The sequence below is a fragment of the Pseudomonas sp. GL_139_B genome, from assembly GCF_057834475.1.
In genome coordinates this window covers 145,054-168,914 of sequence record NZ_CM174403.1, presented here as the reverse complement: position 1 = coordinate 168,914, position 23,861 = coordinate 145,054, and the positions used below count along the sequence as shown (strand labels likewise).

Below are 23,861 nucleotides of genomic sequence, written 5' to 3'. Positions count from 1 at the left end.
GACTCGCGACTCCATCAAATCAAAGCATAGCAACGGCCTCAGGGTTTGCTGGTGTTCGTGCCTTGCGTTCGTCCGCTTTCCCAGCCGCCGCCCAGTGCGAGGAACAAATCGATCTGGCTGGCGGCAACCTGGGTGTTGGCGGCGGCCAGTTGCGCCGTGACATCAGTGTAGGTGCGGGTTGCTTGCAGGTCCGCCAGGAATGATTCGCGCCCGGCCTGGAAGAAACGATGCGTCTGGTCCGCTGCCAGTTTTGCCGATTGCTCGGCGTCTGCCAGGGCGTCACGGCGTTGCAACAACGCGGCGTACTGGGCCAGGCTGGTCTGGGTTTCGCGAATGGCGTTGAGCACCACCCCATCGAAATGCGCCAGCGTCGCCTGGGTCACCGCTTCGGCTTCGCGGATGCGTGCCCGGGCGCCGTTGGTCGGCACGTTCCAGGTCAGCGACGGACCGAAGCCCCAACGGTTGGTGGACGGGTCGCCGAGATCGTCGAGGATACCGACGGTGCCGATGGTCGCGCCGATGCTGATGTTCGGGTACAGCTCACCCGTGGCGACGCCAATCCCGGCCGTCGCCGTTGCCAGCCGGCGCTCGGCCTGCCGCACATCGGGACGACGCTTGAGCAATGCGGCGCCATCGCCCACCGGAATCAATTGCGCGATTTTCGGCAGCTCGTCGCAGGTGGCGGTGCCGGCCGGCAGTTGATCCACTGGCTTGGCCAGCAACATCGACAGGCGATACAGCCCGGCCTGACGCGAGGCCTCATAGCGCGGCATGTCGGCGCGCAGGGATTTGAACTGGGTTTGCGAACGGGTGACCTGGGTCTCATCGCCACGCCCCGCATCGCGCAGGCGCTGGATCAGTGTGGTGCTCTGGGCCTGCAGGTCGAGGGAGTGCAGGGCAATCTCCCGCTCCTCATTGGCCGCGCACACTTGGGTGTAGGCTCGGACCACGTCGGCCACCACGGTGATGCGAGCCGTATCGGCAGCTGCCTGCGTCGCATCGGCGTTGGCCTTGGCCGCTTCGATGCCGCGCTGCAACGTGCCGAACAGATCGAACTGGTACGACGCGCTGACGCCGATATCACCGACATTGGCCACCGGCACTTTTTCCGGAATCAGGAACGCTTGGCCAGACTCCTGCAATCGCTGGGCGCCCATCTTCACACCGCCGCTCCAGCCACCCGCCGCTTCTGCCTCATCGACCTGAGCGCGGGACCGCGAAAGACTGGCCGCCGCAACCCGCAAATCGGTATTGGACGCCATGGCCTGTTGCACCAACTGGTCGAGTCGCGGGTCCTTGTACAGGCGCCACCAATCGGCCGGCACCGGTGCGGACACCACCGTTTTGCCGTCGACCGCCAGATCGCCCTGCAAATCGGGTCGATGGACAGCCGCTTCGTCGGGCAAATGGTAATCCGGGCCAACGACCTGACAGGCCGACAGCAGCAAACCTAATCCGGCAACCGCCAAACCCGACGCCTTGCTCATTTCGCCGGCTCCTGCAGTTGATCGTCGAGGATCGACACAGTCGCGGTGCGCCCGGCGATCATGCGGAAGTCCGCCGGCACATCGTCAAAGACGATCCGCACCGGAATCCGCTGTGCCAGGCGCACCCAGCTGAATGCCGGATTGACGTTGGGCAGCAGGTTGTTGCCGATGGTGCGGTCGCGGTCTTCGATGCCGGCGACGATGCTTTCCACATGACCACGTAGCCGCGCGCGGTCGCCGATCACGCGGATGTCGACGCTTTGGCCGACATGAATGCCGTTCAGTTTGGTTTCTTCGAAATAGCCGTCGATGTGGAATGAATTGCTGTCGACCACCGACAACACCGGCCGCCCGGCGGTGACGAACTCCTGCGCCCGCGGTGCACGGTCGTTGACGTAGCCGTCGACCGGGCTGCGGATGGTCGAACGATCAAGGTTCAGTTGAGCGCTGTCCACCGCCACTTGGGCTTCCATCAACGCCACTTCGGCGCGAGCCACCCGGGACTGACTTTCTTCCAGTTGCTCGCCTGGCACCAGATTGCCGAGCCCACGGTTACGCTTGGCTTCGCGTTGTGCCTGAGCCAGGGTTTCCTGACGGTCGGCCACCGCCGCCTTGGCCTGGCGCAGGGCCAGTTTGAAACGGTCCTGATCGATGCTGAACAACACCTGGCCGCGTTTCACCCACTGGTTGTCACGCACGTCCACTTGCTGAATCAAGCCAGAGACGTCAGGGGCGATTTGCACGATGTCGGCACGGATGTGCCCGTCGCGGGTCCACGGCGCAAACATGTAGTACATCACCATGCGCCAGACCACGACGATGGCGAAGGTCACGATCAACAGGGTCAGTACCACGCGCCCCAGGGTCAAAAAAGGTTTTTTCATGTCATCAGGTATCGACTGAGTGAGTCCACGGCGCCGAGCAGCAAAGCGTAGAGAGCCACGTTGAACAATGCCCGGTGCCAGACCAGACGGTAAAAGTGCAGGCGCATCAGCAACCCATGCACCAGCAGGTACAACACATACGTAATACCCATTAGTACCAACAGCGTGGGCAGAAACACCCCGCTCAGATCCACATCACCGATCATAAAGGCGCTCCATCGATTCCATGGGGCAGCGGTTCTTCGAGTTCGCCCGAGCTGACGAATTCCACGCCGGGCAATAGCGCCAGACGCAGGCCACTCAGGGCATGCAGTAAATTCAGACGTGCGTCCTCTTCGCACTCCATATCCAGCGCACGCCGGGTGCGGTCGAGGGTCATCAGCAACGGACCCGGTGCTGGCAGTCGCTCACCCACCTTCAGGCAGTCCTTGAAATACTCACCGACCTCCGCCACCACTTGCTGCAGCAACGCTTGCGGTGCGCCGACTACGCGCGGGGTGTAAGCCAGCAGGTCGAGCAGGTTCAGCGCCACACGCACTTCTCGTAGCGCGATGCCGGTGTCCTGGCCGGTCATGGCCAGGCGCGGCAAGTGCTGCATCAAACGATCAAGCACTTGTATGCCCAACTGCCGGTGTTCGGCCAAGGTGGCCGGTTCGGTGAGGCTGACAATGTCGCGCCAACTGAAACGGGTCAGCCGCTTGGCCGCCAGTTCCGCACCAAACGGTCGGGCGATCAGGGTCCAGACGAAGGCAAACAACAACCCGATGGGGCCGGCCAGGTTGGAATTGGCAAAACTGAGGAAATCCGCGTCGTAGGCTCCCTGAATACTGATAAAGGACGAGGTGTTGACGAGGGTCAGCAGCATGCCCAGGTAAAACTGCGGCTTGACTGTCAGGGTGCCGATGCAGATAAAAGGCACGGCAAACGCCAGCACCAGCATCGGGAAGTCATGCAGATTGGGCAGCACTAGAAACAGGTACAGGCTGGCGAGCAGCACAGACATCGCGGTCCAGAAAAAGAACCGGTAAATCTGCGGTGCCGGGTCATCCATCGAGGCAAAAAAGCTGCACGCTACGGCGGCCAGAATCACTGCGGAGCCGCCGTCGGTCCAGCCGAGCAGAATCCACAGGACCGAGGCGACGATGATCGCGGTGACCGTCGAAGCCGCCGAGTAAAGCATCAGCCCACGGTCGAGAAACGGCGATAGGCGACCGAGGCGCCAGTGGCGATACACGGCGCGCCAACTATCCCGACTTTCGCACTGGATGGCGTATTGCAGGCTGCGGCAGTCTTGCCACACGTCGACCCACTCACTGAGGCGATACAACGCATTGGAGAACAGCAGCTGTTTGCGATCGTTCAGTGCTTCGGCGGACGGTTGCAGGGCTTTAAGCTGGTCTTTCAGTGCCTGCCAGCGAGCGAGGTCGGCGTCTTTGTGTTGGAGCCATTCGGTGGTGGCCGCCAGCAACGGTGCAAACTTCTCTACCAGCTCGGGCGTGCGCCGCTCAAGGGCATACAGCGCATCGTCGAGGGCGTCGATCACCGGCAACAGATGAATCATCCGCCCACGCAGTTCTTTGGTGTTGCGCACGGTTTGCCGATGCGCGCCCTCGTGCGGCAACTGGCCGATCATTAACTCCAGAGTATTGAAGGTCGCCACCATGGCGGAACGCAGCGCGCTGACTTCATCAGGTTGCACCTGCCGGCTGAGGAAACGCAGGCTGTAAGTCGAGGCATCGGTAAACCATTTGCTCACCGCGTCGTTAAACACCGGCGCCAGACGTCGAGGCCAGAACATGGCGCCGACCACGGCAGCCACGGCGATACCGAGGAAAATTTCCTCAGTCCGCGCTTCCGCGACATCCCATACCCCCAACGGGTTGTTCACCACCGGCAGGGCGATCAGCGGCAAAGTGTAACCGGCCAGCATCAAGGCGTAGTTGTTGGCTGTGCGCAGGTGCAAGGACAGGAACAGCAAAATCCCGGTCCATAGCGCGATGACCACCACCAATACGTAAGGACTCTGGACAAACATGGGCACGAACAGAACTGCAGCCGCCGCCCCGATAAAGGTGCCGACTGCGCGGTAGAGCGCCTTGGAACTGGTAGGCCCGACAAAGGGACTGGAAACTATGTAGACCGTGGCCATCGCCCAATACGGACGCGGCATTTGCATGAGCAGGGCGATGTACAACGCGATCATCGAGGCAGCAAAGGTGCGCACACCGTAGAACCAGTCCCGAGCCGCGGGCATTCCGGTGAAAAATCCTTTCAAGGGTTGACCACCGACGGCGCATTTGCCGCTTCAAAGGCTCTCAATACCCGTAGCGTAGCTTCCAGATCGCTTTGGTCGATGCCTTCGAGCACTTCATGACGCAATCGCACCAGCTCGATTTCGACCGCCTGCACCAGTTCGCGACCGGTTTCGGTCAGGCTCAGGCACTTGGCGCGCCGGTCATGGGCATCTTCGGTGCGGCAAACATAACCCGAATGACACAGCTGATCGAGTAAACGCACCAAGGACGGACTCTCCATGCCCGCAGCCTGCGCCACCGTCACCTGCCGCACGCCCTCACCCAGGCGCCCGATCATCAACAACGGGACGGCGCAGGCTTCGGAGATTCCATAGTTGACCAGCGTGGTCTGGCAGATCTTCCGCCAATGCCGGGCGGCCACCACCATGGAGCTGCTGATGTTCATCTGGAGAGCGTCGAGGGTTTTCGGCACGAGGGACAACACACACTGTTAGTTTGCTAACTAACAATATGGCATTTGGAGGGACAGGTGGTCAAGTTTTGAAACAAATTGGCGAGATTGCCGACCCATCCATTCGATTAGGAGATCGCAGTGATATGCCGCCGTGTGAGCGCATGCGGCAGAAATCAAAAAATTGTCCGGTCGTTAGCGTTGTTTGGCTCGGTCGTAAACTTCACTACGCTCTCGCTTTCCGACTGCCACAACAGATACAACTACACGCTCTTCTATAACCTGATACACCAGCCTGTACCCTGCTGACTTCAACTTGATTTTGTAGCAGTCAGGCATTCCGTGCAGCGAATCGGAAGGGATCCGGGGCAATTCAAGTCTCTGCGCCAGTTTCTTTTTGAATTGCTCGCGCAACGTATGCCCCAGTTTGTCCCACTCCTTGCGTGCGGACGGCAGGAATTCAAGCTTAAAGGTCATCCAGGTTTACCGGGACCGGCGTTTCATGACGGCGAGAGCGAACAATTTCGGCCAATTCAAGATCATCGAGCCGTTCCATCATGGCCTCGAAAACATCTGCAGGAACCATGTATCCCATCACTCGATTGTGATTGAGCACGGCAACGGGTCCACCATGGGCACCGCTCAAAACCGCAGATGGATTTTTCTTCAATTCAGACACACTGACAGCCATGTCGGCCAGAACATTTTGCATATATAAGACCTCAATTTAGGTCTTTATTCTGGTCTACTATTTCGCCTTGAGCAACTTGGAAAAATCATAATATTTGCTTCCCTCTTATACTCCCCGCCCTTTCCTCAACAACACATCCAACTGATCCACCACCTCCGCCCAATCCGCATCATCGAGAATATCGTCACGCAAAAACTGCGCCTGGCTTTTACTCCAGAAAAAAGCATCCGCAAGGTGCAATTCGGGCTTGAGCGGTGAGTGGGTGGCGATGAATTTATCGATGCTTTCGGCGTCATCCTCCAGACCGAGTTGCTTGAACAGGTTGGGCAGGGTGTGGGTTGGGGATTCCATGTCGGGCTCCTTGAGAAATGAAAAATCAATCTCGAGCAGGCTCACTCCCACATGAACACTTGAGTACCTGTGGGCGCGAGCCTGCTCGCGATGGCGGCAACATGACAACACAAAACTCACTGACTCAATTCCCGCACCTCGGCATGCGGCACCATTTTCAAAAACTGCGGCATGTCCATGTGCAGCAGATTGGTATGGTTACCAGCTTCCAGATAGATGTCTTTCTGCCGGGTAACCAGCGGGTCGATGACCACGTCCAGCCCATAGGCTTCGCCCAAGGCCGGCACGGCCCCGCGCTCGCAATCATCGAACAGGTGCGGCAGATTGCTTTCCCGCGAGACCTGCCATTCGCCACTGCTGCGGACTTTGCTCAGGTCCAGGTGACGGCTGGCAGGGAGCACGGCCATCAAGTAATGACCGTGGTGATCGTCGAGGATGACCGACTTGGCCACCCGTTCGGCAGGGACACCCGCGAGCCGCGCCGTTTCAAGGCTGCTGGCCGAATGGGGGTGGGTGACGATGTCATATTCGCAGTGAGCCGTTTCCAGGCTTCTCTGCACGGTTCTTGCCATACGCATGATGCACCTCGGTGTCCGCACCCGTGACGTGGGGACGATGGTTAACACTTTTCTTCGTACTGAAAGTCTAGGTCTGCCGGCACATTCCGGCGGGAAATCCGCCCATCGGATGCCGTCGAAAAGTGAGCAGAATTCAGATACGCCGTGGCTCAACTAAACTGTATACAGAGCCACCTAATGACTCTCGCGGAGGGTCAAGTGAATACTCGTTGCTGTGTCGTAGCGCTGCTGTTGGCGTTGAGCGGATCGGTGTTTGCAGCCGATACCGTTGTGCTGCTGATGCCAAACCCTATCGGGATCTGGTTGATCACATTCGGCATCGCCTTTCTGATCGCCGAGGCCGCGCTGCCCAATTACGGCGTGATCGGTTTGGGTGGCATTGTGATGTTCGTGATCGGCGCGGTGATTCTGACCAACACCGAGATGCCTGTTCCCTTGATGATCGGCCTCGGGCTGGTGAGTGCCCTGCTGCTGGTTTTCCTGCTGATCCGCGCCCTGAAAACCCGACCGCGCCGCACTGTCAGCGGCGATGCCGGATTGCTGGGCAGCGTGACACCTGTCTTGTCGTTACTGCCTGGCAATGCCTGTAACGGCTGGGTGCATTTGCAAGGAGAGCGCTGGCAAGTTTCAAGCTCGACACCGCTGCAGCCGGGGCAACATGTCCGGGTGGTGGCGCGAAATGGGTTACTGTTGCAAGTGGCCGCGGCTGACGCGGCGCCGGTGGGAGAATAGTCATGGGCCTGCAAGTAGGTTTCGCCGCGCTGCTGCTGTTACTGATTGCACTGGCGGGGTCGACCTTTCGCATCCTGCGCGAATACGAGCGCGGCGTGGTGTTCCAACTGGGACGCTTCTGGCAGGTCAAGGGCCCCGGTTTGATCCTGCTGATCCCGGTGGTCCAGCAAATGGTTCGCGTCGATCTGCGAACCATCGTCCTCGATGTGCCACCGCAAGACGTCATCACCCGCGACAACGTCTCGGTCAAAGTCAATGCGGTGCTGTACTTCCGTGTGCTTGATCCGCAGAAGGCGATCATCCAGGTTGAAGACTTTCTCGCGGCCACCAGCCAGTTGGCCCAGACCACGCTGCGAGCGGTGCTTGGTAAACATGAACTCGACGAACTGCTGGCCGAACGCGAGCGGTTAAACATCGACATCCAGCAAGTGCTCGACGCCCAGACCGACGCCTGGGGCATCAAGGTGGCCAACGTCGAGATCAAACATGTGGACCTCAATGAATCGATGGTCCGCGCCATCGCCAAACAAGCTGAAGCCGAACGGGAGCGCCGGGCCAAGGTGATCCACGCCGAAGGTGAATTGCAGGCCTCGGAAAAACTCATGCAGGCTGCGGAAATGCTCGGTCGCCAGCCGGGGGCCATGCAGCTGCGTTACATGCAGACGCTGAGTTCGATCGCCGGCGACAAGAGTTCGACCATCGTCTTCCCGCTGCCGATTGAATTGCTCAAGGGGATGGCGGATTTGTCGTCGAAGTCGTGAACATTCGCAACAGCATCACGCCGACCCTTTTAATGCCGCACAAACAAGCGCGCGTTAACCCATCCTGCCCGCGATTCGTCAACGTTCTGCCAGCCCGAAGGTAGCGGCGTGAACTCGTCCGGCCCACCGACGGTGCCGATCAGCCACACCCGGCCAGTGCCTTTGGGCAAGCTGTCGAGGCGGTCCAGATAAATGTCCTGGGTGACCAGCGTACCGAAACCATAGTCGTTTGGCCGGCTCGACCCGCCATTGGCTAGCGGCGGGGTGTACAGCAGCGGCTCGGTAGCAGCGCGGTTGTAATAGATGTAAGGAAGGTACCAAAGCATGTCGCTGGTGACGATCCGGTCGCCAGCAACAAAATGCCGGTTAACGTAGTCGACCATCACATTGATTTGATTGCCGGGATCGACCGAGGCGTTGTTCTTCAATCCGACCAGTTCGACGCCGACAAACAGCACCAGCACGGTCAGCGCCAGCACTCGCAAGCCTGAATACAGGCGATCGACGGCCAGTGCGACAATCATCGGCAACCCTAGTGCATAGGCCGTCAGATAGCGCTCGATGAACACCGGCGAGATAAAAGACACGCCGAACACCAACAGTATCGGCAACGCCGTGTAGATTATCAGCAGCACACTGCCGCGAATGACGCTGCGGTCCCGCGCCAGCGCCACGCCAGTAATACCCAGCAACGCCAGCGGCAGCGCGATAAAAATCAGCGTCGGCAGGTTTTCACCATCGTCCTGTGTCAGCAACGACCAGATCATCGACGGCAACGAGCTAATCGTGACCGGTAACTCCCACCCCACATCGCCATTGGCTTTGAGCTGATCCATGTGCTGGATTAAATCGATCAGGTTCGGCACCCACGGCAGGTACAGCAACACGATTGCCACGTTCGCCAGCCACCAGCCGGGGCGCTGAATACTACGTAAACGATAGCCTGGAAGCACACGAATCAGCCCCAGATACAGCCAGTGGCACAGCACGCACAGGGCAGTGAAGTAATGCGTGTAGAACGCCGCGCTCATCAGCAGTACATAGGCCACCAAATAGTGCGTGCGACGGGGATGCCTGACCCAGTAAACCAGCGCAATCGTGGCACCGATCAGCCACAGGCCCAGTAGCGAATACATCCGCACTTCCTGGCTGTAACGCACCGCCGTCGGTAGCAACGCCAGCAAAAAACCGGCCAATAACGCGGCACGCCGAGTGGCGATCAGGTCCATCAACCAGACGCCGAGCCACACCGTGGCGATTCCGGGCAGAGCGCTGAGGCAGCGGATCGAGAAAATACCGTCGCCGAATAGCTCGATCCAGCCGTGCAGCAGCACGAAATACAGTGGAGGGTGTACATCACGGGCGGCATGCACCCATATTTCAGCCACCGAGTAGTGGCTCATCAGCAGGCTCGACCCTTCGTCGCCCCAGACGGCCGCGGCCGTCAGATCGTAGAAACGCACCAAAGCCGCCAACGCCAGAATCGGCAACAGCCAGTGTTCCTGCGCCCACCGCAGCCAACGCTGCACCACCGCCCAACCACCGGGCACTGCGTGCGGATCCTGGGTGCCCCCAAGTGATGTTTCTCTGCGCGCTTCCATTGCCTCCCCCCGCAACTGGCTCAAGATCACGAAGCTTATGGATCACTGTAAGGCGGTGCAGGTTCGTCGTCGATGCTGGCTTTACGACCAGCGACATCGGCGACCGTATCCCCTGACGGTCGAGTGGGGGCTAAAACGCGTGGGAATGCATGAGTAGAGCGTTAATCAATCTACGGATTGACGCCCGTGCCGCACCCGACTTACGGTCCCTCCACTGAACCCCGTACGCAGAGATTAAATTCACTGGCAGTTGGGGTGAAGAAACCGACCTATGCCGGTTTTTTCGTTTCTGAGGTATGAGTTTTTGCGAACTGCTTTTTTGTTGATGGCTACAACGTGTTCTATGGATTACTCGCGGGTAGACCGTATAAATGGCTTAATCTCCAAGGCTTGCTGGCCCAGATCGCGTACATCGAGAATCCGCAGAACTCGATCATCTCCGTTGATTACTTCACCTCATCCGTCAAACCAGAACTTGCTACTCGCGGCAGAGCCTCCAAAGAAGCTCAAGACACCTATGTGCGCGCGTTAAAGACGACCAATGTTGCCGTTCACTATGGTCGCCATAAACTTGAGCCCGCTAAAGCCCCTCGTTTTATTGACAGAAAAATCGGCGCATCTCGCCAGGACAAAGTGGACATCTGGAAGCTTGAAGAGAAAGAAACAGATGTCCACATTGCAATTAGCATGTATCGCACGGCAGCAAGGCAGACCAAACTCCATATCCATGACCAAATCGAACAGCTGGTGCTGGTATCCAGTGATACAGACATGACTCCAGCCCTGAGAGCAATCCGAGAAGATTTCCCTGATATGAAAGTCGGGGTCATTCTTCCCCACCGGGCTGAGTTAAACCGTCCTTCGCCAGGTTCTTTAAAAGAACACTCACACTGGATGCGACGAGTCGTTACGGAAGAAGAGCTGCAAAAGCATCAATTTCCGAACCGGGTGCCGACGCACAAGGCGCCCGCCATCAAGCCGGATTATTGGTAGCGTCGCTTGCCACCGGATACACCGACTCCCATCCCCCGCCCAATGCCTTGTACAACCCGACCATCGCCAGCGATACCCCGGTCGAACTCTCCACCCACTGTTCCTGAGTCGCCAATAACGCACCTTGCACCGTGAGCACATTGACGAAGTCCACCACGCCTTCCGTGTATTGCTGCTGCGCAGTGCGCAGGGCGATCTGGTTTTGGCGTACGGCTTCGGCGAGGCTGTCGCGACGCAGTTGACGGGCGTTGTAGGCGGTCAGTTGATCGTCGATTTCATGCCAGGCGCGCAACACTGTTTGCTGGTAGGCGATGGCGGCCTCCTGCTGCTGGGCTTCGCGCAAGTTCAGCACGCCGCGCAGACGACCGCCGTCGAACAGCGGCAAGCTGAATTGCGGGCCGATGCCGAACGAACGTGAGCCCCACGAACCAAAATCGCTGAGTTGCATGGCTTGTGAGCCCACGTTGCCTGACAGAGTGATCCGCGGGTAGAAGTCACCCTTGGCCACGCCGATACTCGCCGTCGCGGCATGCAGATGCGCTTCAGCCTGGCGGATATCAGGGCGGCGTTCGGCCAGTTGCGACGGCAGGCCGATAGCGACCTGCCGCGGGGTTTGCGGCACGGGCGCGTCTGTGGATAACTCGGCGTACAGCGCTTGCGGCGTATCGCCCATCAGCAGGCTCAACGCGTTGATCAGTTGCGACTGCCGCTGCTCCAGCTCGGGCAGACGCGATTCGATGGCGGCGACTTGAGCGGCGGCTTCGGCGACATCGAGGTCGGTGGCAACGCCGTCGGCCAGGCGCAGTTGCGAGAGTTTCAAGCTGTGGCGGGCGACATCGAGGTTCTGCTCGGTGACGGCTTGAGTGCTTTGCACGCCGCGCAGCTGAATGTAATCCTGAGCGGTTTCTGCGAGCACCGACAGCAATACCCCCCGACGATCATTTTCGGCCACTTCAAGCGTGGCGTCGGCGGCTTCGGTTTCGCGGCGCACGCGCCCCCAGAAATCCAGCTCCCAGGACGCGGAGAAACCGGCGTCCCACAGGTTGAATGCCGAGTCACCGTTATGTCCCGATGGGTCGTTCAAGCCTTCTGCGCTGTAACGTTTGCGTCCATAGCTGCCAGCGGCCGCCGTGCTGGGGTAACGATTGGCGGTGATCACCTGGCGCGCAGCGCGGCTTTGCTGCAAGCGGCTGCTGGCGAGTTTCAGGTCGAGGTTGTCGGTCAGGGCGCGTTGGCTCAGGCCCGAGAGTATCGGATCGTGGAACACGTCCCACCAGCGCTCCTCGATCGTTGCGGTGACGACTTGGCTGGCAGCGGCTTTTGACGGTTTTGACCATTCGGTGATTTGCGGGGCCTGTGGTTTGTAAAAGTCCGGGCCAACGGTGCAGGCTGAAAGGCCTGTCACCAATAGTGCGCCGAGAACTGCGCAAGGCCATCGGCCTCTTCGCGAGCAGGCTCGCTCCCGCAAGGGATCTCCTTTTGGGCAGAGATTGTGTGCATTGAGCCGATTCAATGTGGGAGCGAGCCTGCTCGCGATGATGCCTGCCCGGGCAACTAACATCTTCATCGCTGAGTCACCTCATGCGACACCGCGCTTGCAGTATCAATACTCGCCTCCACCGACATCCCCACTCGCAACCGCGAGGTCAGTGCCTGGCCCGGTTCCAGGACTATTTTCACCGGGATCCGCTGTACAACTTTGGTGAAGTTGCCCGTGGCGTTGTCCGGTTTGATCGAGGCGAACGTTACCCCCGTCGCCGGGGCGATGCTCTCGACGCGACCGTTCAGGGCTTCACCGCCGAGGCTGTCGACCCGCACTTGCACGTTCTGCCCCGGCTGAACGTTGGTCAGTTGAGTTTCTTGAAAGTTGGCGACCACGTAAGCCTGTGCCAGCGGCACCACGGCCAGAATCTTGCTGCCCGGCGTCACATAGGCGCCGACTCGCACGGCGCGCTCGCCGACCATGCCGTCCTGTGGCGCAACAATGCGCGTGTAAGACAGCTCGTAACTGGCAATTGCCAGAGCAGCTTGGGCACGTTTCAGTCCACCTTCGGCGGCGTCGCATTGGGCTGTCAGGATGTCCGTTTGCTTGCGTTCCGCCGCCAGCACCGCCGTTGCATTGGCCAACCGCGCGCTGGCTTGATCAATACGTGTGCGCGCTTGCTGAGCATTTTGCACCGTGCCTGCCCCGACACCCGCCAAGTGGTTGTAGCGGTTCAACTCCTGCTCGGCGAAGGCCATTTCAGCCTTCGCAGATACTACCGAGGCTTGAGCCTGAGCGATCACTGAAACCTGGCGTTCAAGGGTCGCCCGGGCATTTTGCAGCTGTGCTCTCGCCACCAAGGTTTCGGCATCAGCCGCTTGGGCCGCGGCTCGCAGATCACGATCATCGATCAACGCCAGCAACTGCCCAGCCTTGACCTGCTGGTTGTCTTCCACCAGCACGTCCTTGATAAATCCGGCCACGCGCGGGACCACCAGCGTGAAGTCCGCAGAGACAAAGGCATCATTGGTTTTTTGCTGCGTGCGCTGACCGAAGAGACTTGGCACCAGCAGATAAATCAGCACACCGACTGCCACCACGGCGGCGATACCGACAACCACTTTTTGCTTTGTTTGAATCGTCATAAAAACCTTCTGTTTCAGTGAAGCGATCAAGTCGGCGCACGCGGTGGATAAACCCGCGTCGGCAGCCAGAAAATCAGCAGGATCAACGCCAGTGCGACGCCCGCCATGCACAGATAAAGATCGGAAGAAGTCAGCACCACGGCTTGCTCATGCAGCCGATGAGCGAGACCTGCGCTGTCGCTGTCGGCCAGTGGCGAATTACCGAGGTTGTCCACCAACATGGTTGAGTGGAAGTGCAACCTGGAAGTGGTCAACGCCTCAATGACGCCGGTGGCGAGCACCGCGGACAGGCCTTTCACCGTGTTGAACCAGGCCGAAGCAAACGGTCCTTCCAGGGGCGAAATGCTGCCGGTCGCGAGCATCAGCAGTGGCAGCACTGCCATCGGCTGAGCGAAAATTTGCAGCCATTGCAGTCCGTAGAAATCGTCGCGAATCCACGCCGACGTCAGCAGTGAACCGCCAATGCAGGACAGCACCAACATGCTCAAGCCGATACCCAGCACCCAGCGGCAATCAACCCATCGCAGGTTGCACAACGCCGCCACCAACGGCAGCGCAATCAACTGCGGCAACGCCGCCAACAGCGTGATTGGCGCAGTCTGGATGGGGCGATAACCCTGAACCTGCGCCAGATAAGCGGACGGAATGATGATCACCGCCAGCAACACCACCAGCACCCCGGCCAAAGTGAGCAAGGCGAAGGACAAGTTGCGGATGCCGAGCATCTGCATCTTGAAAAACGGTATCGGTTGCGACCATTCATTGATCAGGAACAGCACCATCAGCAACAAGCCGCCGCCGAGCAATCCGCAAATCAGGCTCGACTCGAACCAGTCCAGCCGATTGCCCTGCAAGATGCCGATCACCAGCATGCAGATCGCCGGAAATCCCAGCAGCAGACCGCGCCAGTTGAAGTGTTTGAAGCGCTCCAGGCGCAGCGGGTCTTGGGGCAAACCATAGGCCACCGCTCCCAGAGCCAGCAGACACGGCACGATGATTTGCCAAAACGTCCATTGCCAACCGACATACTCGGTCCACAACCCGGCCAAGGGCGTGCCGAGCCCAGGGCCGAAGGTGGCAGTCAGGGCATAACCGGCCAAGCCATAGAGCTTCACAGTGGCCGGCAAGAATCGCAGCGCTACGGTCATCAACATCGGCGGCAACGCGCCGCCCGCCAGACCTTGCAATGTGCGCAGCACCAGCAGGCTTTCGTAGTTCGGGGCGAACGGACTCAACGCGCCTAACAGCGTGAAGACGCTGATGGCGTAGAGGGTGAAGCGGCGCAACGAAAACGTCACCGAACACCATGGCGCAAACGCCATGGCCGCCACTGAGGTCGCTGTGTAACTGGCGACCAGCCAGGTGCCTTCGTCGTAGCCGATGGACAACGCGCCGCGAATGTCCGCCAAGGCAACCTTGGTCACCATCTCGTTCAGGCCCGAGGCCAGCACCGCCAACAACACGCCCACCAGACCGATGATGATCCGCGGGCCGAAAACCGGTGGTGCGACAACGGCTGGAGGGGTCGCGGCGAACGGTGCCGCGACCGTGAGGGAAGTCATTACGGAATGCTCCGGGGTTTGAGTACCGGGGCATTTTAAAAAGGGGGTGACCTGACGAAAACTGACTTATCGACAGGTTATAAATGCGCTAGACGCAACAATACAAAAAACCTTGTGGGAGCCTGCTCGCGATGGCGGTGGGTCAGTCAACATTTGCATTGACTGGTCTACCGCTATCGCGAGCAGGCTCGCTCCCACAGGGGATTGGGGATTACTTCAGGTAGGTTGTGCTGCTAGCCACGTCTCATCGCAGCAGGTTTTGAGGGTTTCACGCAGCCAGCGGTGAGCCGGGTCATTGTCAAACCTGGGGTGCCAGGCCTGGGTCAGCATGAGGGTGGGCAGCGGAATCGGCAGCGTAAACGAGCGCAATTTCAAACCCAGGCGCCGCACACTTAACAACGCTTCTTTTGGCACCGGCAGAATCAGATTGGAATCCGGCAGCGCGAACATTGCCGCATGAAAGCTTGGCGCAATCAACGCCACCCGCCGCTCCAGCCCCAAAGCGTTGAGCGCCGTATCGATCGGCCCGCGAGCAATACCTCGGCGCGACATGCTGATATGAGAAAACCCGGCGTAGCGCTCAGCGGTAATCTCGTCATCGAACAGTGGGTGATCCTCGCGCACCAGACCGACGAAGTGCGTTGAGAACAGGTTTTGTACCTTCACTTCCGGCATGACGGGACGATTGTTACTCACACTTAAATCGATCCGCCCTTCGCGCAGCGCTTCATCATCGCCATCGCCTTCCGGCACAAAACGCAATTCACAATGCGGTGCTTGGCGTTCCATCGTGTCAAAAAGCTTGCCGCCATAGACGCCGACAAAAAAGTCATTGGCGCGGATGCTGAACCGCCGGCGTAGCGAACCGAGGTCTACCACATCGGCCGAGCGAAATAGCAGCGCGGCTTGCTCGACCACATCGCGCACCTGCTCACGTAACTCGAGAGCCTTGGGCGTCGGCACCAATCCACGACCGGCACGCACCAGGATCGGGTCGCCTATGGCCTCGCGAATGCGCGTCAGCGTTCGGCTCATGGCCGCCGGGCTGAGGTTCATCCGCCGTGCAGCGCCGACCACACTGCCTTCGTCGAGTAAAGCGTCGAGGGCGACCAACAGGTTCATGTCCGGGAGTTGCATGCTAAGCACTCATGGCTGATCTGGATTGACTCAGGCGCAATCCTAGCAAACATCCTCCATTTGATGTGTTGGCTCTGGACTGGCCCCATCGCGAGCCGGCTCGCTCCAACAAGGGTTTTGTGTGGTTCACAAAATTAGCGGTCAATGAAGATTCAATGTGGGAGTGAGCCTGCTCACGATGGCGTCAAACCAGACACCGCAAATCTTACCGCTGCATCCCCCACCGCTTCACCGTCACCCGCTCCAGCGTGTCAAACACCAGGTTCTCCACCAGCAACCCGATCAGTATCACCACCGCCAACCCGGCAAACACCTTGTCGGTGTACAGCTCATTGCGGTTCTGAAAGATGTACCAGCCCAACCCACCCTTGCCACTGGTCGCGCCAAACACCAGTTCCGCGGCGATCAACGTACGCCAGGCGAAGGCCCAGCCGATTTTCAACCCGGCAAGAATCGACGGCAACGCGGCCGGGATCAGGATAAACAGTACGAACCGCATGCCCTTGAGGCCATAGTTGCGTCCGGCCATGCGCAGGGTTTCCGAGACTCCGAGAAACCCGGCATAGGTGTTCAAGGCCAAGGCCCAAAGCACCGAATGCACCAGCACAAAAATCAGGCTGTTCTGCCCCAGGCCGAACCACAACAGTGCCAAAGGCAACAACGCAATCGCCGGCAGCGGGTTGAACATCGAGGTCAATGTGCTCAACAGGTCGCGACCAAACTGGGTCGACACCGCCAACGTGGTCAGGGCAAATGCCAGGACGATGCCGATCAGGTATCCCTTGAGCAACACCACCAACGAAATCCACACCTTGCCCAGCAATTCTCCACTGAGCAGACCATCGTAGAGTGCGCTGGCGGTTTGCAAAAAACTTGGTAGCAGCAGATCGTTGTTCTGAACACGGGCAACCACTTCCCACAGCACCGCCAGCAAAATCAGGATCAGGCTTTTACGAATCCAGCCTTGTTGCCAGAGGCGCTGACCAAGCGGCAGTTCACGCTCCAGCGGTACGCTGGTCAGCGGCTTTAAAACAGTTTCGAACTCTTCACGCACAGATGATAAATGGCTCATCGGGCAAACCTCTCAATGGCTCAATAAGCGATGCGAATATCGGAGAAATCCAGCTCACGCTCGGTTTCCGGAGATTGACCTTCATCAAACAACAGCCGATGAACCCGTCGCGCCGACTCCTGAAATGCAACGCCACCGAGGCTGTGCAAATCGTATTGATGGCTGTGCACTTCTGCCCGTACCCGGCCCGGATGCGGCGACAACAGCAGAATGCGATTGCCCACCACTAACGCCTCTTCGATGGAGTGCGTGACAAACAGCAGCGTGAAACGCACCTCTTCCCACAGCAACAGTAATTCTTCCTGCATCTTGCGGCGGGTCAGCGCATCGAGTGCGGCGAAGGGTTCGTCCATGAGGAGGATTTTCGGTTGCATCGCCAAGGCACGAGCGATAGCGACTCGAGCTTTCATGCCACCGGACAAGGTATGCGGATAAGCATCGGCAAACGCCGCCAGCCCCACCTTCTCCAGATAGTGCAGCGCCCGCTCTTCAGCCTCTTTGCGCTTGAGTGATTTGGACGCCAGCAGCGGAAACATGACGTTCTGTTTGACGGTTTTCCACGGGGGCAGTTGATCGAACTCCTGGAACACCACGATGCGGTCCGGTCCCGGTGCATGCACGGTTTGTCCCTGAAGACGGATCTCGCCTTCACAAGGCTGAATGAACCCGGCAACCGCCTTGAGCAACGTCGATTTACCGCAACCGGACGGGCCGAGCAGCACAAAGCGGTCGGCCGGATCGATTTCAAAACTGACTTGATGGGTCGCTCGCACCACACGCTGCGGCGTGCGGTATTCGAGGCTGACATTGTCGACCGACAGCAGCGCTTGGGCTACCGCGTTCGATTTGCTGACCGTGTGGCCTTGCAAAGGGGCGTTCATGACGATCAGCTCCCTTGCAGCGGTTTGGTGTCCTGGAAGAAGTAATCCTTCCACGAATCCGGTTTGTTTTTGATCGCGCCAACGCGGTATAGAAATTCAGCCAGTGGATAAGTATTTTTTGGCGTGATGCTGAATTCGAACTGCGGGTTGTCGATAATTTTCAGCAACGCCGCGCGGTCAATTTTTGCGTTGGTAACGCGGATGTAAGTGTCGGCGGCGGCACCTTTATCGTTCTGCGCAAATTCAGCCGCTTCGGTCAGCGCCGCAATAAACGCCTTATAGGTTTTCGGGTTCTCGTCACGGAATTTCTCGGTCGCAAACAGCACCGTTGGCGAGTTCGGGCCGAGCACGTCGTACGAGTTCAACACCACATGGACGTTGGGGTTGGCCAGCTCCTGATCCTGGAACGGCGGGTTGGAGAAGTGCCCGGACAACTCAGTACCACCGGCCACCAACGCAGCCGTGGCGTCCGGGTGCGGAACGGCGATGGTGTACTTGTCCAGGCGATTGAATTCCTTGTCGCCCCACTGCTTGGCGGCCGCGTATTGCAGGAAACGCGACTGCACGGAAACCCCAACTGCCGGCACCGCGATGCGGTCCTTTTCGGTGAAGTCGGCGATGGTTTTGACCTTTGGGTTGTTGCTCACCAGGTAGTAAGGGAAGTTGCCGAGAGACGCCACGGCTTTGACGTTCTGCTTGCCGTGGGTGCGATCCCAGATCGTCAGCAACGGGCCGACGCCAGCGCCAGCGATATCAATCGAACCGGAGAGCAGCGCATCGTTGACCGCCGCGCCACCGGACAGCTGAGTCCAGTCGACCTTGATGTCGATGCCTTCCTGCTTGCCATACTTCTCGATCAGGTTCTGATCGCGCACCACGTTGAGCAACAGGTAAACAATGCCGAACTGTTCGGCGATGCGAATTTCACCTTCGGCCTGGGCCACGGTCGGCGCCACCAGGCTGCCGGCGATCAAGCTGAAACCCAGGCCGATGGCGGCCGCCAGCGGTGCAAATGGAAGACGTTTGGAAATGAGACTTCTCCGACAAATCAAAACGGCGCGTCGCCCTGAATGGTGGTGCGAAACAGCTTGCGGCGCAGATGGCTTGAGGATCCGGCGGCGAGGTGAATCAGCGAGCGGTTGTCCCAGAACACCAGGTCATGGGGCTGCCATTGATGGCGGTAAATGTTTTGCGGCAGCACGCTGTGGGCATAGAGCTCATCAAGCAGTTGCTTGCTCTCGTCTTCCGGCAAACCGACGATGCGCGTGGTAAAGCCTTCGCTGACGAACAACGCCTTGCGCCCGTTTTCCGGGTGCGTGCGCACGATCGGATGAATCACTTCGGCGACTTGAGCGAGCTGCTCCGGCGTCAGGGTCGGGCGCCAGTTGCCTTCGAATTTGGTCTCGCTGTAACGCGCGGTGTAGGAGTGCGCGGCAGATCGGCCTTCGACTGCTTTGCGCAACGCGTCGGGCAAGTTGTCCCAGGCCTTGTGCATGTCGGCGAATAAGGTGTCGCCGCCTTCGGACGGCAATTCCTGAGCGTGCAGCATCGAGCCCAGGCTCGGCAGCTCTTTATAGGAAAGGTCGGAGTGCCAGAACTTGCCGGCATCACCGAGGCCGATGGATTGGCCGTTTTCGATGATGTTGGAAACGATGAGGATTTCCGGGTGGCCGGCCAGCAGGAATTGCTTGAGCACGTGGATCTGCAACACACCGAATCGACGGCTGAAGGCAATCTGCTGCTCGGGGGTAATGCGCTGGTCGCGGAACACCACGACGTGATGATCAAGGTGCGCGCGATGGATGCGGGCGAAGTCCTGGTCATTGATCGGGAGAGACAGGTCGAGGCCAATGATTTCGGCACCGACGGCGCGGCTGAAGGGGCGGATATCGAAGATTTGAGGCGCGATGCTTTGAGAGACATTCGCTGAAGACAAAGAGACGGCTGACATAAAAATCACTCCCACGCACGGCACGCTCAAAGGCGCGCGCGTCGATCAAGAAACTCACGGAGGTCCCGTGTTGGTTCGTGTCGTGCGGCGCGCCGATTGGTCGGCAGGTACGCAGTAGAGTGACTTTATAGGTATAAGAATTTAAATTTAAATACCGTTAGCGAATAACGATATGGCTTTTAGGGATGTGGCGTTTTTGAGGCCGCCATCGCGAGCAAGCTCGCTCCCACAGGGGTTTTGTGATCGACACAAATCCAATGTGGGAGCGAGCCTGCTCGTGAGAGGCCATCAGCCGCAGCCGAGAACTATCGCTCGTGCAGCGCCTCAGCCCGCGCCCGAATAATCGGCTTGAGCAAATAGCTGAGTACAGACTTTTTGCCGGTGATGATATCCACCGACGCCACCATCCCCGGAATGATCAACAATGGCTTTTCATCCGTCCCCAAGTGGCTGCGATCAGTGCGCAGCTTGATGATGTAGTACGTGGTCTTCTTGTCGTCATCGGTGATGGTGTCCGCGCCGATCTGTTCAAGCTTGGCCTTCAACCCACCATAGATGGTGTAGTCGTAGGCGGTGAACTTCACCGTCGCCTCTTGCCCCGGATGCAGGAAGGCGATGTCTTGCGGGCGAACTTTCGCTTCGACCAGCAAGGTGTCGTCCAGCGGCACGATTTCCACCAGGTCGCTGCCCGGCTGAATTACGCCGCCAATGGTGTTCACCAGCAACTTGTTGACGATACCGCGTACCGGCGATGTCACCAGCGTCCGGCTGACCCGGTCTTCCAGCGCTTTACCGGTGGCCTGAGCCTTGTTCAGATCGGTGCGCGCTTCGTTCAGTTGGGTCAACGCTTCGCTGCGGAATTTGCCGCGCGTCTCGTCGATCTTGCGCTGCACTTCCTTGATCGCCGATTCCGCCCGAGGGATCGCCAGCGTCGTGGCATCCAGTTGCCCGCGTGTTTCGACTTCGGCCCGCCGGAGTCGCAGCACTTCAACCGGCGACACCGCGCCCTGGGCCACGAGCGGCTCGGACATGTTGATTTCCTGGCGCTGCATACTCAGTTGCTGGCGATACTGCGACTGCTTGGAGGTGAACTCACGCAGCTCTTGCTGACGCTGAATCAACTGCTCCTGCAAACCACCGATTTCATCGTGCAATTGCTGACGACGGCTGGTGTACAGCGACTCTTCGCTGGCCGCCTGGATGGGCACGGCCTTGAGCACATCCGCCGGGAAATTCAGCGGACGGTCGTCGACTTCCGCGCTCAAGCGCTCAACCCGCAGCAGCATGGACAACCGATCAGCTTCAGTTTCGCCAACGTTGGAGGCGAAGCGCGTATCGTCCAGGCGAATCAGCGGCGCACCGGCCTCAACGATCTGCCCTTCTTTTACGAACAGTTCAGAGACGATACCGCCTTCAAGGTTCTGGATTTTCTGGATCTTGGACGACGGAATCGCCTTGCCGTCGCCCTTGGTGACTTCGTCGATTATGGCGAAGTTGGCCCAAAGCATCAGAAACACGAAGAACCCGATGATCGCCCAGATCGTCAACCGCACCACACGCGGGGCGTCTTCGATGAGGGCTTTGTTGACCTCGGGCAGTGGCTGGCCATGCAGCGAATCGGAGCCTTTGAAGTAACGACCGATCGCATTCTTGAAACCCGACTTAAGCAACACTGATCTGCCCCTTTTTCAACGCTTCCATCACGACGGCTTTCGGGCCATCGGCAAGAATTTGTCCACGGTCGATGACGATCAAGCGATCCACCAACGACAACAGCGAAGCCCGGTGCGTGACCAGCACCACGGTCTTGCTTTCAATCATGGCCGCGAGGCGCTGTTTGAGGCGTTCTTCACCGGTGTTGTCCATGGCGCTAGTCGGTTCGTCGAGCAGCAAAATAGGCGGATCGAGCAGCAATGCCCGGGCCAGCGCGACGTTCTGGCGCTGACCGCCAGACAGGTTCTGTCCGCGCTCACCGACTTGCAGCTCATAACCTTGCGGGTGCAGACGGGCGAATTCATGCACACCGGCCAGTTCGGCGGCTTGCAAGACCAGTTCGTCTTCGACATAACGTGCGCCCGACACCAGGTTATCGCGAAGCGTGCCCGCCAGCAGCTGGATGTCCTGCGCCACGTAGCCGATGTTGTGGCGCAATTCGCTCACGTCGATCTGACGGATGTCGACGCCATCCACCAACAGCGCGCCATCGTCCGGCTGGTACAGCCCCACCACCAGTTTGGCCAGGGAGCTCTTGCCTGAGCCGCTGCGACCGATGATGCCGATCTTCTCGCCCGGTTTGATGGTCAGGTTGATGTTCTTCAGCGCCAGGTTCTGCTGGCCCGGGTAAGTGAAGTTCATCTGCCGGCATTCGATGGCGCCTTGCAGCACCTTGCGGCTCAGCGGGCGCTCTTCGAAATTGCGCTCTTGCGGCAACTCCATCATTTGATCGACCGAGGTCATGGTCACCCGCGCTTGCTGGTAACGCGTCAGCAGGCCGGAGAGCGAAGCCAGCGGACTGAGGGCGCGACCGCTGAGCATATAGCAAGCAATCAGACCGCCCATGCTCAGGTTACCGGCGATAATCTGGTACACGCCGAAGACGATCATGATGACCCCGGCCAATTGCTGGATCAGCAGGGTGATGTTCATCGACAGGCCGGAAAGCATTTTCACCCGCAGTTCGAGGCGGCTGAGGGTGCCGATGGTTTGTTCCCACTGATACTGGCGTTCGCTTTCAGCGTTGTTGACCTTCACCGCGTCGAGGCCGGCGAGGGTTTCGATCAGGCTCGACTGGCGCTCGGCGCCCAGGGCCATGGTTCGTTCCATGGTCGCTACCAGCGGCTTTTGCAGTGCGTAGCCGATCAGCAAGGCAATCGGGAACGCCAGCACCGGAATCCACACCAGGTGCCCGCCGAGAATCGCGATGACCATGAAGATCAGCAGCGTAAACGGCAGATCGATCAAGCTGGTTAGCGTCAGCGAAGCGAGGAAGTCGCGCAGGCTCTGAAACTCATGGATGTTCTGTGCGAAGCTACCGACCCGGGCCGGGCGGTACTTCATGGCCATGCCGACGATGCGCTCGAACAATGTGGCGGAGATAATCAGGTCGGTTTTCTTGCCGGCCAGGTCCAGGCACAGACTGCGCAGGCTCTTGAGGATCAGGTCGAACAGGTAAGCACCGGTAATGCCAATGGCCAATACCCACAGGGTCGATTCGGCCTGGTTCGGCACGACGCGGTCGTAGACGTTCATTACGAACAGCGGCGCAGCCATGGCGATGATGTTGATCAGGAAACTGGCGGCGATGGCATCGGCATAGAGCCAGCGCGAACGCTTGAGGGTATCGCGGAACCACGAGCGCGCGCGCGGGATCAGCGTGCCGTGGTTGACGTCGAATTTATGCTGGGGTTGAGCGAAAAACGCTTTGCCGGTGTAGTCATCGGCGAGCAAGTCGCGACTGACGACACTTTCGCCGCCATCGCTTTCGCTCAGCAGCACGCGAGCCTGGTCGTCACCCAGCCAGCCGAGCAGGACCGCACTGCGACCATCCTTGAGCAACAACAGTGCCGGCATCGCAATTGCCGGGATCTGCTCAAGCTTGCGTTGCAGCACCCGACCCTGCAGACCGGCACGAGCAGCTGCACGAGGCAGCAATTCAACACTCAGGCGTTGTTTGGGCAACGGCAGGCCGGTGGTCAGCATCGCGGCGCTGGCCGGCTTCTGATGCAATGTGCAAAGGGCTAGCAGGCCATCCAGTAACGGATCGTCATGCAGCGTGCGTGGATCATGGATGAGTTGGACCCGACTGACTTCTGATTCCACGCTCGACACTCTTGGCTAACGGTAAAA

Annotated in this window: 23 protein-coding genes; 3 read left to right on the top strand and 20 right to left on the bottom strand. The window is 59.1% G+C overall.

Annotated features, from left to right (window positions below):
* Nucleotides 1–38: 38 nt before the first annotated feature.
* The 9 genes from AC3ISI_RS00745 to AC3ISI_RS00705 form a co-directional block, all read right to left on the bottom strand.
* Nucleotides 39–1,487 (bottom strand): efflux transporter outer membrane subunit, encoded by a 1,449-nt coding sequence (locus AC3ISI_RS00745; protein ID WP_489335029.1) that lies wholly within the window; start codon nucleotides 1,485–1,487, stop codon nucleotides 39–41.
* Nucleotides 1,484–2,371 (bottom strand): efflux RND transporter periplasmic adaptor subunit, encoded by an 888-nt coding sequence (locus AC3ISI_RS00740; RefSeq protein ID WP_489335028.1) that lies wholly within the window; start codon nucleotides 2,369–2,371, stop codon nucleotides 1,484–1,486. The genes AC3ISI_RS00745 and AC3ISI_RS00740 overlap by 4 nt, the downstream gene beginning before the upstream one ends.
* The gene (locus tag AC3ISI_RS00735; protein WP_007946223.1) at nucleotides 2,368–2,577 is read right to left on the bottom strand and encodes a DUF1656 domain-containing protein; all 210 of its coding nucleotides are present in this window, start codon (nucleotides 2,575–2,577) and stop codon (nucleotides 2,368–2,370) included. Before AC3ISI_RS00735 ends, AC3ISI_RS00740 begins: the two co-directional genes overlap by 4 nt.
* Entirely contained in the window at nucleotides 2,574–4,646 is a 2,073-nt protein-coding gene (locus AC3ISI_RS00730; RefSeq protein ID WP_489335027.1) for an FUSC family protein, read from the bottom strand. Before AC3ISI_RS00730 ends, AC3ISI_RS00735 begins: the two co-directional genes overlap by 4 nt.
* Nucleotides 4,643–5,071, bottom strand: coding sequence for a MarR family winged helix-turn-helix transcriptional regulator (locus tag AC3ISI_RS00725; protein ID WP_477791342.1), 429 nt, complete (start codon nucleotides 5,069–5,071; stop codon nucleotides 4,643–4,645). Before AC3ISI_RS00725 ends, AC3ISI_RS00730 begins: the two co-directional genes overlap by 4 nt.
* Nucleotides 5,072–5,272: 201 nt before the next feature.
* Nucleotides 5,273–5,554 (bottom strand): type II toxin-antitoxin system RelE family toxin, encoded by a 282-nt coding sequence (locus AC3ISI_RS00720; RefSeq protein WP_489335026.1) that lies wholly within the window; start codon nucleotides 5,552–5,554, stop codon nucleotides 5,273–5,275.
* Nucleotides 5,544–5,789 (bottom strand): type II toxin-antitoxin system Phd/YefM family antitoxin, encoded by a 246-nt coding sequence (locus tag AC3ISI_RS00715; RefSeq protein ID WP_150782726.1) that lies wholly within the window; start codon nucleotides 5,787–5,789, stop codon nucleotides 5,544–5,546. Before AC3ISI_RS00715 ends, AC3ISI_RS00720 begins: the two co-directional genes overlap by 11 nt.
* Before the next feature lie 84 nt (nucleotides 5,790–5,873).
* Complete coding sequence (locus AC3ISI_RS00710) at nucleotides 5,874–6,119, bottom strand: DUF2789 domain-containing protein (RefSeq protein WP_489335025.1); 246 nt, start codon at nucleotides 6,117–6,119, stop codon at nucleotides 5,874–5,876.
* Nucleotides 6,120–6,235: 116 nt separating this feature from the next.
* Nucleotides 6,236–6,697: an aminoacyl-tRNA deacylase gene (locus AC3ISI_RS00705; protein ID WP_310272054.1), complete on the bottom strand. Its 462-nt coding sequence runs from the start codon at nucleotides 6,695–6,697 to the stop codon at nucleotides 6,236–6,238.
* Nucleotides 6,698–6,895: 198 nt separating this feature from the next.
* Here AC3ISI_RS00705 and AC3ISI_RS00700 point away from each other — a divergent pair, with 198 nt between their 5' ends.
* Nucleotides 6,896–7,429, top strand: coding sequence for an NfeD family protein (locus tag AC3ISI_RS00700; protein WP_489335024.1), 534 nt, complete (start codon nucleotides 6,896–6,898; stop codon nucleotides 7,427–7,429).
* A gap of 2 nt (nucleotides 7,430–7,431) precedes the next feature.
* Complete coding sequence (locus AC3ISI_RS00695) at nucleotides 7,432–8,190, top strand: slipin family protein (RefSeq protein ID WP_489335023.1); 759 nt, start codon at nucleotides 7,432–7,434, stop codon at nucleotides 8,188–8,190.
* A 29-nt stretch (nucleotides 8,191–8,219) separates the two neighbouring features.
* Here AC3ISI_RS00695 and AC3ISI_RS00690 read toward each other — a convergent pair whose 3' ends face one another.
* Nucleotides 8,220–9,791 (bottom strand): glycosyltransferase family 39 protein, encoded by a 1,572-nt coding sequence (locus tag AC3ISI_RS00690; RefSeq protein WP_489335022.1) that lies wholly within the window; start codon nucleotides 9,789–9,791, stop codon nucleotides 8,220–8,222.
* 336 nt (nucleotides 9,792–10,127) lie between these two features.
* Between AC3ISI_RS00690 and AC3ISI_RS00685 the strand changes: the two genes are divergently transcribed.
* Nucleotides 10,128–10,784: an NYN domain-containing protein gene (locus AC3ISI_RS00685; RefSeq protein WP_489335021.1), complete on the top strand. Its 657-nt coding sequence runs from the start codon at nucleotides 10,128–10,130 to the stop codon at nucleotides 10,782–10,784.
* Here the strand turns inward: AC3ISI_RS00685 and AC3ISI_RS00680 are convergent.
* The 10 genes from AC3ISI_RS00680 to AC3ISI_RS00635 all read right to left on the bottom strand — a co-directional run bounded on the left by AC3ISI_RS00680 (nucleotide 10,765) and on the right by AC3ISI_RS00635 (nucleotide 23,834).
* Complete coding sequence (locus AC3ISI_RS00680) at nucleotides 10,765–12,351, bottom strand: efflux transporter outer membrane subunit (protein WP_489335020.1); 1,587 nt, start codon at nucleotides 12,349–12,351, stop codon at nucleotides 10,765–10,767. The two genes, AC3ISI_RS00685 and AC3ISI_RS00680, sit on opposite strands and share 20 nt — an antisense overlap.
* Nucleotides 12,348–13,412, bottom strand: coding sequence for an HlyD family secretion protein (locus AC3ISI_RS00675; protein WP_489335019.1), 1,065 nt, complete (start codon nucleotides 13,410–13,412; stop codon nucleotides 12,348–12,350). Before AC3ISI_RS00675 ends, AC3ISI_RS00680 begins: the two co-directional genes overlap by 4 nt.
* A 26-nt stretch (nucleotides 13,413–13,438) precedes the next feature.
* Nucleotides 13,439–14,974 carry an MFS transporter gene (locus AC3ISI_RS00670; protein WP_489335018.1) on the bottom strand — a complete coding sequence of 512 codons (1,536 nt, stop codon included), beginning with the start codon at nucleotides 14,972–14,974 and terminating at the stop codon, nucleotides 13,439–13,441.
* Nucleotides 14,975–15,190: 216 nt separating this feature from the next.
* Complete coding sequence (locus AC3ISI_RS00665) at nucleotides 15,191–16,111, bottom strand: LysR family transcriptional regulator (RefSeq protein WP_489335016.1); 921 nt, start codon at nucleotides 16,109–16,111, stop codon at nucleotides 15,191–15,193.
* Nucleotides 16,112–16,316: 205 nt separating this feature from the next.
* The gene (locus AC3ISI_RS00660) at nucleotides 16,317–17,183 is read right to left on the bottom strand and encodes an ABC transporter permease (RefSeq protein ID WP_489335015.1); all 867 of its coding nucleotides are present in this window, start codon (nucleotides 17,181–17,183) and stop codon (nucleotides 16,317–16,319) included.
* A 20-nt stretch (nucleotides 17,184–17,203) separates the two neighbouring features.
* Nucleotides 17,204–18,064 carry an ABC transporter ATP-binding protein gene (locus AC3ISI_RS00655; RefSeq protein ID WP_489335014.1) on the bottom strand — a complete coding sequence of 287 codons (861 nt, stop codon included), beginning with the start codon at nucleotides 18,062–18,064 and terminating at the stop codon, nucleotides 17,204–17,206.
* Between the two features lie 5 nt (nucleotides 18,065–18,069).
* Nucleotides 18,070–19,095, bottom strand: a complete 1,026-nt coding sequence (locus tag AC3ISI_RS00650; RefSeq protein WP_489337603.1) for an ABC transporter substrate-binding protein — start codon at nucleotides 19,093–19,095, stop codon at nucleotides 18,070–18,072.
* A 17-nt stretch (nucleotides 19,096–19,112) separates the two neighbouring features.
* Nucleotides 19,113–20,015, bottom strand: coding sequence for a TauD/TfdA dioxygenase family protein (locus AC3ISI_RS00645; RefSeq protein ID WP_489335013.1), 903 nt, complete (start codon nucleotides 20,013–20,015; stop codon nucleotides 19,113–19,115).
* Between the two features lie 305 nt (nucleotides 20,016–20,320).
* On the bottom strand, nucleotides 20,321–21,688 hold the full coding sequence (locus AC3ISI_RS00640; protein ID WP_489335012.1) for an HlyD family type I secretion periplasmic adaptor subunit: 1,368 nt from the start codon (nucleotides 21,686–21,688) through the stop codon (nucleotides 20,321–20,323).
* A complete protein-coding gene (locus tag AC3ISI_RS00635) occupies nucleotides 21,678–23,834 on the bottom strand; it encodes a type I secretion system permease/ATPase (RefSeq protein ID WP_489335011.1) in 2,157 nt (718 codons plus the stop codon). The genes AC3ISI_RS00640 and AC3ISI_RS00635 overlap by 11 nt, the downstream gene beginning before the upstream one ends.
* Nucleotides 23,835–23,861 lie beyond the last annotated feature (27 nt).

Bases quoted from the DNA above. Each gene is read 5' to 3' on its own strand.
- AC3ISI_RS00745 (WP_489335029.1), bottom strand. From the start codon at position 1,487: ATGAGCAAGGCGTCGGGTTTGGCGGTTGCCGGATTAGGTTTGCTGCTG.
- AC3ISI_RS00740 (WP_489335028.1), bottom strand. From the start codon at position 2,371: ATGAAAAAACCTTTTTTGACCCTGGGGCGCGTGGTACTGACCCTGTTG.
- AC3ISI_RS00735 (WP_007946223.1), bottom strand. From the start codon at position 2,577: ATGATCGGTGATGTGGATCTGAGCGGGGTGTTTCTGCCCACGCTGTTG.
- AC3ISI_RS00725 (WP_477791342.1), bottom strand. From the start codon at position 5,071: ATGAACATCAGCAGCTCCATGGTGGTGGCCGCCCGGCATTGGCGGAAG.
- AC3ISI_RS00720 (WP_489335026.1), bottom strand. From the start codon at position 5,554: ATGACCTTTAAGCTTGAATTCCTGCCGTCCGCACGCAAGGAGTGGGAC.
- AC3ISI_RS00715 (WP_150782726.1), bottom strand. From the start codon at position 5,789: ATGCAAAATGTTCTGGCCGACATGGCTGTCAGTGTGTCTGAATTGAAG.
- AC3ISI_RS00710 (WP_489335025.1), bottom strand. From the start codon at position 6,119: ATGGAATCCCCAACCCACACCCTGCCCAACCTGTTCAAGCAACTCGGT.
- AC3ISI_RS00705 (WP_310272054.1), bottom strand. From the start codon at position 6,697: ATGCGTATGGCAAGAACCGTGCAGAGAAGCCTGGAAACGGCTCACTGC.
- AC3ISI_RS00695 (WP_489335023.1), top strand. From the start codon at position 7,432: ATGGGCCTGCAAGTAGGTTTCGCCGCGCTGCTGCTGTTACTGATTGCA.
- AC3ISI_RS00690 (WP_489335022.1), bottom strand. From the start codon at position 9,791: ATGGAAGCGCGCAGAGAAACATCACTTGGGGGCACCCAGGATCCGCAC.
- AC3ISI_RS00680 (WP_489335020.1), bottom strand. From the start codon at position 12,351: ATGAAGATGTTAGTTGCCCGGGCAGGCATCATCGCGAGCAGGCTCGCT.
- AC3ISI_RS00675 (WP_489335019.1), bottom strand. From the start codon at position 13,412: ATGACGATTCAAACAAAGCAAAAAGTGGTTGTCGGTATCGCCGCCGTG.
- AC3ISI_RS00670 (WP_489335018.1), bottom strand. From the start codon at position 14,974: ATGACTTCCCTCACGGTCGCGGCACCGTTCGCCGCGACCCCTCCAGCC.
- AC3ISI_RS00665 (WP_489335016.1), bottom strand. From the start codon at position 16,111: ATGCAACTCCCGGACATGAACCTGTTGGTCGCCCTCGACGCTTTACTC.
- AC3ISI_RS00660 (WP_489335015.1), bottom strand. From the start codon at position 17,183: ATGAGCCATTTATCATCTGTGCGTGAAGAGTTCGAAACTGTTTTAAAG.
- AC3ISI_RS00655 (WP_489335014.1), bottom strand. From the start codon at position 18,064: ATGAACGCCCCTTTGCAAGGCCACACGGTCAGCAAATCGAACGCGGTA.
- AC3ISI_RS00645 (WP_489335013.1), bottom strand. From the start codon at position 20,015: ATGTCAGCCGTCTCTTTGTCTTCAGCGAATGTCTCTCAAAGCATCGCG.